The following is a 14381-nucleotide window of genomic DNA, read 5'->3' as shown; positions in this document are numbered from 1 at the left end:
CTATATCGAGAGACAGCCGGTTCATATTTATGGATATGGCAGTGATTAATAAAGCGTGGCTACGGACTCCCTGGTGTAAGGAAGGGTCTCTTCATCGCGGCCGGTACGAATTTTCTCAACCCATTCCGGGTCAGCCAGCAAAGCGCGGCCAACAGCTACAAGATCAAATTCCTGGTTATCCAGCTTCTCGATCAATGTCTCGATCTTGGAGTCTTCCGTATGCTGCCCGGTCATGTCTACATTAAGCCCGACGGAGCCTACTGTAATGACCGGTTTGCCGCTCAGCTTCTTCACCCATCCGGCAAAGCTTAAAGGCGATCCCTCGAATTCCGGCTCCCAGAAACGGCGTGCCGAGCAATCGAAGATATCTACGCCTGCCTTGACGAGTGGCGCCAGGAATTGTTCCAGCTCCTCAGGGTTATTGGCAAGCTTGGCGGCATATGCTTCCTGCTTGAATTGTGATATGCGCAGCACGATTGGAAAGTCTGGCCCGACAGCCTTGCGGATGGCCTCTACAATTTCAACTGCAAACTGTGTGCGGCCAGCGATATCGCCGCCATAGCGGTCTGTACGTTTGTTGGTGACTTCCCAGAAAAACTGGTCAATCAGATAACCATGCGCCCCGTGCAGGGCCACCCCGTCAAAGCCAATCCGCTTCGCATCGGCTGCAGCCTGTGCAAAAGCCTGTACAATATCCGCGATTTCCGCTTCTGTCAGAGCTTTGCCTGTTTCGTCTCCTTTTACATTCAATCCAGACGGACCTACCGGAAGAACCTCGGGATTGGATACAGGGTCGCCTTGCTTCCGGGCTGTTCCCACATGCCAAATTTGAGGAATAATTTTTCCGCCTGCTTCGTGAACTTCCTTCACTACCTGAGCCCATCCGTTCAGGGCAGCTTCGCCGTGGAAGGTCGGAATATTCGCATGATTAGAAGCAGCCGGATGGTTAATGGTCGTCCCTTCCGTAATTATCAAGCCCGTACTGTTGGCCGCACGACGACGGTAGTAGGCCGCCACATCAGCTCCAGGCACTCCGCCAGGGGAAAAGAGTCTCGTCATTGGCGCCATTACGATCCGATTTTTCACACTGATTTTCTCAGTTGTAAGTGGCTGAAACAGGGAATGAACAGCTTGCACTGTAGAATTAATGGTCATTGGAAGGCCTCCTGAGTTTTTGAATCGATCCAGTTAAAATCTGCGTCTTCTTGTGACATCAAGCCAATCGGGAGTCCATCCGCGCTCGAGATCGTCGAGCGTTATTCCCGGAGGCACAATGGCGTCGATAGCGTCAAGAACATCCGACGTCAAGCTTATCGTTGCAGCCTGGAGCGAATCCTCCAGTTGCTCCACTGTGCGCGGACCAATAATTGTAGAGGTTACCCCAGGGTGCGCCTGGGTAAAGGCCATCGCCATATGCCCCAGCGTCAGGCCCGCGTCATTGGCAATTGTCTGAAGCTGTTTGATCACCTCAAACTTGACCTTGTTTTCCTCACGTGTTGGGTCGACAATTTTACCCATAAAATGTCCCTGAAACTTCTGGGCTCGCGAGCCTTCTGGCGCTTTCTCGCCTTGCGTATATCTGCCGGAGAGCAGCCCCCCGGACATTGGGCTCCATATTAGAATACCCAGTTCATACTTGCGCGCCGCTTCCAGCACATCCAGCTCGATAGCGCGATTTATAATGGAATACGGCGGTTGCTCGCTTGAGAAGCGCAGCAAGTTGCGGCGATCGCTGATCCGCTGTGCTTCTGCCAGTTGCCAGGCTTGAAAAGTGGAAGAGCCAAAATAACGAATTTTCCCTTCGCGAACCAAGTCCGTCAGCACATCCAGCGTTTCCTCAAGATCCGTATTCAGGTCAGGCCGATGGAGCTGGTACAGATCAATGTAATCCGTTTGGAGCCTGCGCAGACTATTCTCGACCGCACGCCTGATCCACAGCCGGGAATTTCCTCTTTCATGCAGCCCTTTCCCCATCGGATTACCCACTTTAGTTGCCAGTATAATTTGCTCCCGGCGGCCCTTGAGGGCTTCACCGACAATCTCCTCAGAACGTCCAGCCGAATAAACATCAGCCGTATCGATGATGTTAACTCCTTTTTCGAGCGCAGCATCAACGATCCGAATACAATCCTCCGTATTCGCGTTTCCCCATTCCCCGAAATTACCTGTACCGAGCGTATAACTGCTAATCTTCAAGCCTGTACGCCCCAGAAGCCGATATTCCACCTTCACCACTCCTTAACAATCGTGACTGTGACGAGACTTGCGAACTGACCACAAACAGACCAATTTCTGAGCATCAACAAGCCTTCATTAAATCAACTGTAATTTAAGAATAATCATTCTTAATCTAAAATGCAAACTGCATTACGTCTCGCAATGACTATACCTGATTTAAGAACGGTCAGTCAAGTATGTTTTTTGAATAAAATTTTTGGCCTAACCTTCAAATCAAGGAATCGGGCTTTAACAGCGATCGGAACAATCCTCTGCCCTGTAGCGTTCCCCGCCTGCCTGGAGATAAGCATTAATTATTGTTTACTGATCATTCTTAAACGGGTATGATAAAAGAAAAACAGGAGGCGCAGATGGCACGACCAAGAGAATTTGATCAGAATCAGGTGCTGGAGAAAGCAATGGAACTGTTTTGGGCCAAAGGTTATGAACGTACCTCCATTGCCGATCTGGTTGCATACACCAACGTCCATCGGGGCAGCCTTTACGATACATTTGGCGATAAGTATCAATTGTTTCTGGCTTGTTTGAATCGTTTTCAACAGAGCAGTTACAAATTCGTGGCGGAGCGACTGAACTGCCCCGGCGATCCGAAGGAAATATTAAGATTATTTTTTGAGCAAACGATTGACTGGGCCTTGAATGAAAATGAGAAAGGTCTAAAGGGATGCTTCATGACAAACACGGCAATGGATCTGGCAGCTTTCGACGCGAACATAGCGAGTCATGTAGAAGCCTTCAATTTGAAGCTGGAATCAAGTTTTTGCGATTTGCTGCAGCGAGCGCAACCTAACGGCAATCTCGCCAGCAAGCATAGCGTGCGTGATTTGGCGAGATTTTTAGTCAATACCAGACACGGTCTGTATACGATGGCCAAAACAGCGACCGACCGCGCGGCGCTGCAAAGCGTCTCTAACGTGGCCCTTTCATTCCTGGGCTAGGCATTATCGCTGCACAAGCGTAAACGGCTTTGCCGTCCTTTGACGGAGAAACTTCATTTCGTGGTGAAAATATAAGCACATTTTAGGCTCAACCTAAAAAACAGTGTTTGACAGACAGGAGAAAGCAGCGAAGGGGCAAAGGAATTCTGGAGAAACGATCGTGGTCGCCTTTAAAACCCGATTCCCTCGCTAATGGTCAAGCACTGATTTTGGTTTTGAGCCTCATTTTATAGAAGGAACTTTATAAATGCTTATTTAAAAAGCTGCCCCGAAAAAATTACGGGACAGCTTTTAAGCTTAACTGTATTGATATTGTGCATGATGTAGCCGGCTATAGATGCCGCCGGAAGCAATGAGTTCCTGATGACTGCCTTGCTCTGCAATGCCACTTTCGTCAACGACAATAATCCGGTCCGCATTCTTGATTGTTGCCAGACGATGAGCGATGACGAGTGTCGTTCTCCCCTGGGATAGTTCGGACAAAGATTTCTGGATCATCGCCTCTGTCTCTGTATCGAGCGCCGAGGTCGCCTCATCCAGGATCAGAATCGGCGGGTTCTTGAGGAACATGCGGGCGATTGCCATCCGTTGCTTCTGACCGCCAGAGAGCTTGACCCCGCGTTCCCCGATGACCGTATCCATGCCATCTGGAAGCTGCTTGATCATGTCCAGCAAGGATGCCCGCCGCGCAGCCTCCCAGATTTGCTCATCGGTAGCCTTCAAGTCGCCATAGGCGATATTCTGCCTGATCGTACCGGAGAACAGGAACACATCCTGCTGGACAATCCCGATATTTTTGCGCAGCGACTGCAGCTTGAGCTTGCGAATGTCTTTGCCATCGACTGTAATGCTGCCCTTATCCACATCATAAAACCGCGGCAGCAGGCTGCAGATCGTTGTTTTGCCCGCTCCGGACGGACCAACGAAAGCTATGGTCTCCCCGGCACGAATGGACAAGTTAATGCTTTTTAAAATATCTCTGCCCTGCTCATAACCGAAGGTCACATTGTTGAAGCGAATGTCTCCGCTTAATGACTTGGCCTCGGTCGCATCCTTTGCATCCACGATATCCGGTTCTGTATCCAGAAGCTCGACATAACGCTTGAATCCGGCGATTCCCTTTGGATAGCTCTCGATGACGGCGTTGATTTTCTCGATTGGACGGAAGAAGATATTGGACAGCAGCAAAAATGCCATAAATTCCCCAAGCTCCAGCTTGCCGTTAATAAAGAACCAAGCACCGCAGATCATAACAAAGACCGTAATCAAACGCATCAGCATGTAATTGATGGACAAACTTTTCGCCATCGTTTTGTAGGCCATCAGCTTCGTTTCACGGAAATTCTGGTTGTCCTTGGCGAACAGCTTTTTTTCATGCTCTTCGTTTGCGAACGACTGAACCACGCGAATTCCGCCCACATTTTCTTCAATTCGAGCATTGAAGCTGCCGACATTGCCGAACAGGCGGCGATAGGTTTGCGTCATTTTGCCCCCGAACACAATAATGAGCCAAGCCATCACCGGAATAATAACAAACGTCAGCAGCGCCAGTTCCAGATTAATATACGCCATCACAGAGAATGAGCCGATAAGCGTCATAATCGCGATGAAAACATCTTCCGGACCGTGGTGCGCAACCTCACCGATCTCATTCAAATCATTGGTCACGCGACCCACCAAATGACCTGTCTTGTTGTTGTCATAGAACCGGAATGAGAGCTTCTGGAGGTGGTCGAACACTTTCCTCCGCATATCAGTCTCGATGTTGATCCCCAGCATATGCCCCCAGTAAGTGACCACATAATTCAACAAGGTATTGAGTGCATATATGGCAAGCAGTCCAATACCTGCCACCACGATCATCCGCCAATTTCCGCTTGGCAGCAATTCGTCAATAAATCTGCTCACAGCCAGTGGAAAAGCAAGTTCGAGCAGTCCGGCAATAATGGCGCAAGTAAAATCGAGCACGAATAATCCTTTATAAGGACGATAGTATGAAAAAAATCTTCGAAGCATGCCTTCCTGATCTCCTCTCTCTTTTCCTGATCATTCTCCAATTCTATTCGTCTGATCCTGAAGCCTGCCGACTTGCCGCTCATGCAAGAAGGCAGGACGCTGTCCTGCCTGCGGTCTGTGCTCCGGTACCAAACGAATAACCAATCTGTGTACAAATGTATACGATTAGGCGCCTGCTGTCAACGCTCTGGACAGTAAAAAGGACGAACTTTTCATTAAATCTCAGATGGTACTCGTTGCCATTGATAGTCTTCCAGGCCGCCGGGATTTGATTGGAGACTTCGCAGGGTTTACAATACATTCAGGCAATCTGATTGATACCTATTAAAGGGAGGTTATTTTGATGGAGACATTGCTGTTGCTCGGCAGCTTGAATTTGGCGGTTGTCATCATGCTGGGAGCATTCGGCGCTCATGCGCTTAAGAAAAAGCTCACTTCGGAGATGCTCGACATTTACCAGACAGGGGTCCACTATCATATCGCTCATGGTCTTGGACTGTTATTGCTCGGGGTGCTGGCTGGAGGTGTATTGCAAAGCGGGCTTGTGCTGACAGCAGGCTGGCTTCTGTTTGCAGGGATTATACTATTCAGCGGCAGTCTGTATGCGCTTGCGCTTACCGGGGTCAAACGACTGGGAGCCATTACGCCGCTTGGCGGCTTATGCTTTATCGCCGGATGGATTGTTCTGGCTCTTGCTGTTATTCAAGGTTAGTTCAGGCATAAAAACACCGGCAAGCGCGGCTTGCCGGTGTCATTTTGAACCGTTATTATTGCTCTTACTTGGCTTGTACTTGAGCTCTCAATGCGTCATTAGCAATGACGATTTTTCCAAAGCCGCTTCCTTTTTTCACATCTTTTTGTCCAAATCCGATTGGTGGAACCATAGGCGCACCTCCTTTTGTGACGTTTTGTAACTACTTTATCCATTATAGTGAATAGAGATGTCAAAATATAGTGCCTGGATCACAAAAAAACGATTCACACCTTGCGTACACTAAGGTTAAAATTTGGGCATTGGATCGGGCAATTCTCGCCAATTGCCTGCTGTCATTTCCGCATCGGTCAGCAACGTCTCATCCAATGTGCGGATGATTTCCTCACGCTCCATCTGTACCCCGATGAATACAAGCTTGTTCACGCGGTCGCCCCACTCTTCATCCCAATCCGGGGTTTTTGGAATATTGCTGCCAAAATAAGCGAACCGCTCCTCTACCGACAGTGCCGCCACCCAAAGTCCCGCAGGCGACAGCTGCAAAGATATGCCGGCTTGGCTAAACGACAATGCCATATTATTGCGGGTAGCAAGCCACATAATGCCTTTGGAACGAACAACGGACTCCGGCCATCTGCTCATCCATTTCCGCAATCGTTCGGGATGAAACGGCCTTTTCCTCAAATAAACGAAGGATGATATGCCGTATTCCTCCGTCTCCGGTGTGTGATGTTCCTTCTCCAGCTCCTGAATCCAGCCTGCCGAGCGGCTGGCGGCTTCAAAATCGAACAGACGGGTGTTCAGAATCTCCTTCGGATCAACAGCCCCATGTGAAGTACGGATCAGCTTCGCTCTCGGCTGAAGCCCTCTTAAGGCAGTTTCCAGCTTTTGAAGTTCGTCTTCGCTTGCCATGTCGCATTTGTTAATGATTAGCACATCGCAGAACTCCACCTGATCAATCAACAGATCGACAACACCTCGGTTGTCCCCTTCACTCGCTTCCTGACCACGATCCATAAGACTTTCCCGTGTGTGATAGTCCTTCCAGAAGGAGCTTGCGTCAACGACGGTTACCATACAATCAAGTCGGGTCAACTTCGACAGATCGATGTTCTGCTCTTCATCCACGTATGTAAAAGTCTGTGCCACCGGCAGCGGTTCTCCTACACCTGTCGATTCAATTAATATGTAGTCAAATCGCTTCTCCAGTGCAAGCCGCTCGACCTCCTTCAGCAGATCATCCCGCAGTGTACAGCAGATGCAGCCGTTAGACATCTCCACCAGCTTTTCCTCTGTGCGGCTTAAACCGCCCCCGCCCTTCACCAATTCTGCATCGATGTTGACCTCGCTGAGATCGTTGACAATTACTGCTACCCGAAGACCTTCACGATTGTTCAGGACATGGTTGAGAATCGTAGTTTTCCCCGCTCCCAGATAGCCGCTCAATACCGTGACGGGGATTTTATCCTCTATCGTCTGAGTGTTCATGCTTTAACACCTCTTTAATAGTAATTATTACTATTAATTAATATACAGACGTTTTAGTGGACTGTCAACACATCAAACGTTGTCGTGTTGAAGGCAATCCCCTGTCCGCCCCGGTTGCAAATACGGTTTTGTTCATCGTTATCCCCTTTCCGTCCTTTGACGGGCAAAAACTTCGTTTCGTGGTGAAATATAAGCCATTAAAAAGACCGCCTCAAGGACGGTCTAACAAATAAATGAGTTACCGAATTATTTTGGTTGAATGTAGCCTTCTGCTTTCAGCAACTCCGCGATCAGGACGGCTCCGCCGGCAGCCCCGCGCAAAGTATTGTGGGATAGACCTACGAATTTGTAATCGTAAAGGGAATCCTCACGCAATCTGCCTGCGGATATGCCCATACCATGCTCAATATCACGGTCCAGATTGGTCTGAGGACGATTCTCTTCCTCGAAGTACGTGATGAACTGCTTTGGTGCGCTTGGCAATTCCAACTTCTGCGGACGGCCTGTGTACTGCTGCCAGCGGTCAAGTATTTCTTCCTTGGTCGGCTTTTGCTCGAAGGATACGAATACCGTAGCCAAATGACCGTCTGTAACCGGTACACGAATACATTGAGTTGTGATAAGCGGCTCGCTTGCTTTTACAATTTCCCCGTTCTCCACACTGCCCCAGATGCGCAGCGGCTCCTGCTCGCTCTTCTCTTCCTCGCCGCCGATATATGGAATCACGTTATCCAGCATCTCTGGCCAGTCGGTAAAGTTCTTGCCTGCGCCGGAGATCGCCTGATAGGTGGAGGCTACGACGGTGGTCGGCTTGAATTCCCGAAGAGCGTTCAGCATCGGCACATAGCTTTGGATCGAGCAGTTCGGCTTCACTGCGATAAACCCGGTGGAGGTGCCCAGCCGCTCGCGTTGAGCAGCAATCACTTCCAAATGTTCCGGGTTGATCTCCGGAATAACCATCGGCACGTCCGGCGTCCAGCGGTGTGCGGAGTTGTTGGATACAACAGGCGTGCCAGTCTTCGCGTACGCTTCCTCCAGCGCCTTGACTTCATCTTTCTTCATATCGACTGCACAGAAGATAAAATCAACTTCTGCAGCGAACGCATCGACTTTGGAAGCGTCCTGTACAACAATAGATTTAATCTCCTCAGGTATCGGAGTGCTTAGCTTCCATCTTCCCTGAACCGCTTGCTCATAGGCTTTTCCTGCCGATCCGGCGCTTGCGGCAATCGCTGTAACCTGGAACCAAGGATGCTGATCCAGCAGTTCAATAAAGCGCTGGCCGACCATGCCGGTGCCGCCAACGATTCCTGCTCTTAATTTTTGTGTCATGTAGGTATTCCATCCTTTCAAAGGTTGTCATAAGTTGTTGTAATCTTGCCAATAGATAACAAAAAAATCCCATCCCTAAGACTATTGTCTCAGGGACGAGATTGTATCCTCGTGGTACCACCCTAAATTTGCTCATATGTCGCCATATCAGCCTCTTCAAGTACGGCATTGCCTTGGCAATGCATATACTCTAGCTCTGTAACAGGAGCCCCTGGCACATCACCCTCCCTATGCGGGATTCCGATATGCTGCTCAGAGTCTTTCTTCAATAAACAATTCTTTACTCCTTCTCAGCTTCCGGAGCTCTCTGCGAAAGAATTCATTTATCTACTCATCTCGTCATCGCATTTGCTTATGGAAGTTATATTATCAAAAATTAAAGATCAGGTAAACAGTATTTTTGAAATTTGGGCAAAATATTTGCTGACTGCCATGGACAAGACCAACAATCGGGAAATGAAAGACGAATTACTCTCTAACATGTCGACACCGGCTCTAACAATTGAAGCTGAGAGGGTTTGCTTTCAAATAGTCCAACACTTGTCGATAGGAGTCCAGCAAATACGGAATGCTGCCGTACGGAGAGCGGATCAGCTCCGTCTTTATCCCAGTGATACTCTCCAGCGTCGCCTGGCCTTTGATCATCTCGTCAAAAGCCGTTTGCTCGGAATGGTAAAATTTATGCTTATCATGCGTGACGCCATGTATCCCAACCCCATGGCCTTCCTTCACCATCCGCTTCAGGATTTCCGGGTATGTCCTCATATGAGGCTCCAGCATGAAAAACGTTGCTTTGACCTTGTACTGATCCAATATATCCAAAATTTTATCGCTTACAGATGATGGGCCGTCATCGAACGTTAAATAGATCCATTTCCCGTCACTGCCTGTATCTTCGTCGTCGGCATCCGGATCAAGGAGCAAGTGCTCGGTATCTGTAAAATTTGTGCTGTCAGCAGAACCTGCTGAAGTCGAATCGACAGGAGACTCAACCGGCGGCGTCCGGGACTTGGTTCCGATAATGTAATGGTTGCCCCATACAAGCAGAAGAATGATCCTAATTGCTAAAATAATAGCCAGGATGAGTTTCTTCATGTTATATCGTGAGTTTGTTCGAATTGTATGAACTGGTATAGAATAAATTCATGCTTTCCATTTGGACCAGTCAGGCGTATAATCGCTCTTATTAATGTAACATACAACCACTTCAGGGGGTAAAAAATGAACTCAAAATTAGCTGTAATTGTAGGAGCGGGTCCTGGTGTCGGCAATCATGTAGCCAAGAAATTCGGAGAGAATGGGTTCCGCATTGTGCTCATTTCGCGCAACCCGAACAGCCTGGAGCAATATGTTGACGAGCTGCGCGCTCTAGGCATTGAAGCCCACGGAGTAGCGGGGGATGCAGGAAGTACCGAGTCTCTGCAAGCTGCCTTTGCTCAGGTGAAGCAGCATCACGGGGTAACGGACGTATTGGTATACAATGCCGCTGTACTTGGGGGTGGAAAACCAACCTCCCTCACGGCAGAAACGCTGATCCGGCATTTGCAGGTTGATGTGGCGGGAGCTTTAACAAGCGCCCTGCAGGTAGTTCCTGATCAGACAGAGCGGCAGGACGGTACGATTCTGTTTACAGGAGGCGCTCTGTCTCTCTATCCTTCGGCAAACTATGCGTCTTTGTCCATCGGAAAAGCAGCCATGCGCAACCTGGCGCTCTCTTTGGCCGAGGAGCTTTCACCCCAGGGTATCTTTGTAGGTACGGTGACGATAGCTGGACAGGTAAAGCCTGGCACTAATTTTGACCCCGCCCGGATTGCTGAGTTGTATTGGGACTTGTACGAGACACGGGAAAAGCATGAGATCGTATTCACAGGAAAAGAATGAAATCGTGTATTCGTTGGAAATATTTCGGAGGGGGTTGGGAAAATGGCTGCTGATACAGATCAAATTCTGACCGAATTTCCTGAAAGTTTTGAAAGTGAGAGGCTGCTTGTTCGCGCCCCGCTGTGGGGAGACGGCGCAGTGGTTAACGAAGCGATTCGGGACAGTATTGAAGAGCTTCGCCCGTGGATGCCTTGGGCACAAACCGTTCCTTCGGTTGAAGACACGGAGTCGAATATTCGGTATGCCCGGCTGGACTTTTTGGCACGCAGAGATTTGAGGCTTCATATATTTCTTAAAAAAACGGGAGAGCTTGTCGGCGGCAGCGGCCTGCATCGGATAGACTGGCAGGCACGCAAGTTTGAGATTGGGTATTGGGCGAGAACATCGCAAGTCGGAAACGGGTATATTACGGAAGCGGTCCATGCCATTACGAACTATGCGATCCATGAGTTGCAGGCCAATCGCATTGAAATTCGCTGCGACTCCCGCAACTCGAACAGCCGGAAGGTCGCAGAGCGTTCAGGCTACACATTTGAAGGCACGCTTCGTAATGATGCATGTGATGTAAATGGCGGTCTTCGACACACGCTGGTCTTTTCCAAAGTTCGCGGGGATGAGTTTTAAAATAGAGGGGTTTCCCCCTCTTCATGCTCCGAAAGTCTAGTGTGATGAAACCGCAGGCAATTCGGCGAACTCACGGAAAATTGTACGTTTCAGTTCCGGCCACTCCGTATGAATGATGCTGTAATACACATCATCTCTGCTTTCTCCTCTGGCATTCAAATAGTTATTGCGGAAAATCCCTTCCTGCTTGGCGCCCAGCTTGAGGACCGCCTTTTGAGACCGGATATTTTCTATATCAACGCTAAACTGCACACGGTGGAAGCCCATTGCCTCAAAGGCAAACTTCAGCAGTTCAAACTTGGTCGCTTTGTTAATTTGCGTGCCTCTGTAAGGCGCGCCATACCAGGTCCACCCGATTTCCAGTCTTTTGCTGAAAAATGCCAGATTTCCATATCGGGTTGAACCGGCTACTTCACCTGTTGCCTTGTCAATGACTATGAACGGATAAGAGACTTTCTCCACCTGGTCAGCCAGCGTTCTCGCTATATAATGCTCCAGCGCATAATCGTCCAGGATATGATCCTCGGTATATTTCGTGATTTCCTTATCGAAAATAATTTTTCGCAGGCCATCTTTATATTTGCCGTGAAAGGGCACAAGTTTCACAATATGATTCTCTAGTACAATATCCCGTTGAAAAAAATGCATACCGGATACACCATCCTTCGTTCGCAAATGCTAGTCTTCCTTTAGCATAATACTTTCCTGGCGTTTAAAGGATGGAGGAAATGAATGAAAATTTAGAATTATTGTATACAAAGCGGTATCCAGGCTGACTGGCGCACAAAATTAGTGGTTGCCCTCCAGGTGGAGGGAACGCTGCGTGGCAGAGGATTCTTCCGATCGCTGTTAAAGCCCGATTCCTTTATAGGATAGAGGCTAGCAGAGGGACTCGGGCTTTAACAGGCGAGCGCTTCGCTTCTCCAGAATTCCTCTGCCCCTTCGCTGCTCTCTCCTGTTTGTCAGCACTGATTTATAGATCAACTCTCCTGAATCATCCAGGGACCTCGCTTCAGATGCGGCCTGTTACAGCAGCAAAAAGGAAAATGATGAATTGTTTGTTTTTCTTATTGCTGCTCCACCTTCCGGCTAACATTGCATTTCGAATTTGCTTGTGAATGAGAATCAGAATAGCACCTTTTGTATCTTTTTTGCTTTTAAAATGTAAACATACGAAAAAGCCCTCCGTCTTCCTCAGAGGGCCTCAAATCACTACAGAGTAGTGGAGTTGTCAAAAAAAGTGCAGTTTGAAAACACCCTCATACAGAAATCCCGTTGCTATGCTGCTTGTAACAGCATTCTTTCGCGATAAATAGCTGGGGGCCAGCCTCCTGGATTAGAGGTGTAGATCCGCCGCCTGTTGTAGTAAACCATAATGTATCTAAAGATGATCGATTTTATATCGGCCATCGGATAGCGCTCCGTTTTGATCTTGTACACCTTCTCTTTCTTTAGCGTAGCAAAAAAGCTTTCCTTGCGTTGTCATAACAACGGCCCGTGCCGTTCATGCTTTGAATGGCGTTACGTTTAGCCAGACTCTCCCGGAAAGCATGACTCGTGAATGGGCTGCCTCGATCGCTGTGAAAAGTCATTCCGCGAGCATTTCTCGCTTTGCAGGCGTTCTCAAAGGCTTGGATGCAGAGTTCCTTACGCATGTTGTCGTCCATGGCCAGGCCCACGATCTCTCCGTTGAAACCATCCAGGACCGCGGACAGATAGAGCTTGCCGTCTGAACAAGGGATTTCGGTGATATCCGATAGCCATTTCTGGTTGGGTGCTGAGGCTTTGAAGTCTCTCTGGATCAGATTCTCGCTCTTTTGAGCTGCGGCATCTTCGCGTGTAATGCCGTGTGGGTGACGCCTCACTTTCTTCAGCAGGTCATGTTTCTTCATGATTCGGTAGACGGTGCTGTAGCTGGTTGTGATCTCGATTTGGGACAGCGCCAGCAGAATACGCTGGACACCGTAATTCCGGTTGTCTTCATGTTCACCAATGATATCTTTGATTTTGACCAGAAGAAGTTGCTGCCTCTCCTGTTTGGGTATGGGCTTCAAGCTACGGTAATAACCCGATTCGCTGACAGCAAGTACCTCGCACATCTCCTTGACGGTCCACTGATTCCGTCGTTCACGGATGTATGCATAGAGCTGGCATGCCTTTACCGCTTCCGGTCTTTTGCGAAAAAACCGAGTGCGTCCTTGAGAATGTCATTCGCGCGACGCAACTCGCCTATTTCTCTTTCTAATTCGATTTCACGGGCCGTCTTGATCCAATCTCATCGCTCAATCTTACGGCTTCTTCTTTAAATGCTTTGTCGTATCGATTCATTGTCACTTGTCCCCTCGTTTGCTTTCATTTTATTTCATATAAGGGAGTTTTTCGACTGCATTTTCATCGTTGTACTCCACGATAAAGTACGGCTCAAAAATCTCAAATAGGTTTGGAGCTAAGTTACTCATCCCGTCGCATTGGGGGTCGGGACACTCATCAGCCACAAATGCATATGCAGCTGTTTTAGCTGTTTTAGCTGTTTTAAGTCCCTCATCTACCTGAAAATGATCATACTGCCTTTTATTTCCCCCACCCGGGTATAATACCTCGGCAGGAAATGCCACGAATCTCATTGAACCTTCCATACATGTAGCCTCCTTTAAGTGATTGTGTGATTTTCAATCGTTTTTCCCTTCTTGTATCCAGGGCTCCTTACCTTATTATTCTATGTACCCCCTCCCAATTGCGACTCTAGTAGTTACCTATTTTTAATATCAATGATCCAGGAACCTCTACGCGCTGATTTCAGAAGTAATCGTTTCCTGTTTATATCGGTGTGCCCGTTCCTTACTAACTGCTCGTAAAGTGATCTGTTGGCTTGCCATTTTGAAAAAAGGCACGGGAAATCAGAGCCGTATCCTTGTGAGGAGCTGCAGGGCAGCCCTTAAAAAAACTGTCTGAGTTACTGCTGACAATCCACCCTGCTATACTGCCGTCAGGATTCAGTTTTGCAAGATTGCTTATTTCAGAAAATTTATCATTTGCCTCTTCCCATAACGGCGGTACCCAGCTGGACCCTTCTGTAGCAAGTCCCTGACCTAGTTTTCCGATAACTGTAAATTTAGATTTAACAACTATATCAATCATTTGTCTTCCTCCCT

At 48.4% G+C, this 14381-nt stretch carries 14 protein-coding genes, 1 pseudogene and 1 other annotated feature; of the genes and pseudogenes, 4 read left to right on the top strand and 11 right to left on the bottom strand.

The genetic code is table 11. The features are described from left to right. Positions 1-45 precede the first annotated feature (45 nt). Together JFN88_RS02080 and JFN88_RS02075 are read right to left on the bottom strand one after the other, a co-directional pair. Complete coding sequence (locus JFN88_RS02080) at positions 46-1155, bottom strand: NADH:flavin oxidoreductase (protein ID WP_199017629.1); 1110 nt, start codon at positions 1153-1155, stop codon at positions 46-48. Between the two features lie 33 nt (positions 1156-1188). Then, a complete protein-coding gene (locus tag JFN88_RS02075; RefSeq protein WP_199017628.1) occupies positions 1189-2226 on the bottom strand; it encodes an aldo/keto reductase in 1038 nt (345 codons plus the stop codon). A 362-nt stretch (positions 2227-2588) separates the two neighbouring features. On the opposite strand from JFN88_RS02075, the gene JFN88_RS02070 reads away from it, so the two are divergent. Further along, positions 2589-3176: a TetR/AcrR family transcriptional regulator gene (locus tag JFN88_RS02070; protein WP_199017627.1), complete on the top strand. Its 588-nt coding sequence runs from the start codon at positions 2589-2591 to the stop codon at positions 3174-3176. Between the two features lie 297 nt (positions 3177-3473). Here JFN88_RS02070 and JFN88_RS02065 read toward each other — a convergent pair whose 3' ends face one another. Further along, complete coding sequence (locus JFN88_RS02065; protein ID WP_199017626.1) at positions 3474-5192, bottom strand: ABC transporter ATP-binding protein; 1719 nt, start codon at positions 5190-5192, stop codon at positions 3474-3476. Positions 5193-5535: 343 nt separating this feature from the next. On the opposite strand from JFN88_RS02065, the gene JFN88_RS02060 reads away from it, so the two are divergent. Continuing rightward, a complete protein-coding gene (locus JFN88_RS02060) occupies positions 5536-5904 on the top strand; it encodes a DUF423 domain-containing protein (protein WP_199017625.1) in 369 nt (122 codons plus the stop codon). A 288-nt stretch (positions 5905-6192) separates the two neighbouring features. Here JFN88_RS02060 and JFN88_RS02055 read toward each other — a convergent pair whose 3' ends face one another. From JFN88_RS02055 to JFN88_RS02045, 3 genes are all read right to left on the bottom strand, one after another. Then, complete coding sequence (locus JFN88_RS02055; RefSeq protein ID WP_199017624.1) at positions 6193-7392, bottom strand: GTP-binding protein; 1200 nt, start codon at positions 7390-7392, stop codon at positions 6193-6195. 246 nt (positions 7393-7638) lie between these two features. After that, positions 7639-8724, bottom strand: coding sequence for an aspartate-semialdehyde dehydrogenase (asd, locus tag JFN88_RS02050; protein ID WP_199017623.1), 1086 nt, complete (start codon positions 8722-8724; stop codon positions 7639-7641). A gap of 88 nt (positions 8725-8812) precedes the next feature. Further along, positions 8813-9076, bottom strand: a binding site (T-box leader). 143 nt (positions 9077-9219) lie between these two features. Then, positions 9220-9819 carry a polysaccharide deacetylase family protein gene (locus JFN88_RS02045; RefSeq protein ID WP_199017622.1) on the bottom strand — a complete coding sequence of 200 codons (600 nt, stop codon included), beginning with the start codon at positions 9817-9819 and terminating at the stop codon, positions 9220-9222. Between the two features lie 126 nt (positions 9820-9945). Between JFN88_RS02045 and JFN88_RS02040 the strand changes: the two genes are divergently transcribed. Both JFN88_RS02040 and JFN88_RS02035 read left to right on the top strand, forming a co-directional pair. Then, entirely contained in the window at positions 9946-10605 is a 660-nt protein-coding gene (locus JFN88_RS02040; RefSeq protein ID WP_199017621.1) for an SDR family NAD(P)-dependent oxidoreductase, read from the top strand. Between the two features lie 42 nt (positions 10606-10647). After that, the gene (locus JFN88_RS02035; protein ID WP_199017620.1) at positions 10648-11229 is read left to right on the top strand and encodes a GNAT family N-acetyltransferase; all 582 of its coding nucleotides are present in this window, start codon (positions 10648-10650) and stop codon (positions 11227-11229) included. A 36-nt stretch (positions 11230-11265) separates the two neighbouring features. Here JFN88_RS02035 and JFN88_RS02030 read toward each other — a convergent pair whose 3' ends face one another. The 5 genes and pseudogenes from JFN88_RS02030 to JFN88_RS02010 all read right to left on the bottom strand — a co-directional run bounded on the left by JFN88_RS02030 (position 11266) and on the right by JFN88_RS02010 (position 14367). Beyond that, the gene (locus tag JFN88_RS02030; RefSeq protein ID WP_233167335.1) at positions 11266-11904 is read right to left on the bottom strand and encodes a GNAT family N-acetyltransferase; all 639 of its coding nucleotides are present in this window, start codon (positions 11902-11904) and stop codon (positions 11266-11268) included. A gap of 603 nt (positions 11905-12507) precedes the next feature. After that, complete coding sequence (locus JFN88_RS25110) at positions 12508-12669, bottom strand: hypothetical protein (RefSeq protein ID WP_199017619.1); 162 nt, start codon at positions 12667-12669, stop codon at positions 12508-12510. An 11-nt stretch (positions 12670-12680) separates the two neighbouring features. Beyond that, positions 12681-13382, bottom strand: a pseudogene (locus tag JFN88_RS02020) (IS3 family transposase); the annotation flags it as partial. Between the two features lie 204 nt (positions 13383-13586). Further along, positions 13587-13865 carry a hypothetical protein gene (locus JFN88_RS02015; protein ID WP_199017618.1) on the bottom strand — a complete coding sequence of 93 codons (279 nt, stop codon included), beginning with the start codon at positions 13863-13865 and terminating at the stop codon, positions 13587-13589. A gap of 205 nt (positions 13866-14070) precedes the next feature. Further along, positions 14071-14367, bottom strand: coding sequence for a hypothetical protein (locus JFN88_RS02010; protein WP_199017617.1), 297 nt, complete (start codon positions 14365-14367; stop codon positions 14071-14073). Between the last annotated feature and the right edge of the window lie 14 nt (positions 14368-14381).

Origin of the sequence: Paenibacillus roseus (genome assembly GCF_016424485.1) — a bacterium.
GTDB lineage: Bacteria > Bacillota > Bacilli > Paenibacillales > Paenibacillaceae > Paenibacillus_D > Paenibacillus_D roseus.
Note: the sequence above shows the minus strand (reverse complement) of the source record. Positions and strands in the feature narration are given on the sequence as shown.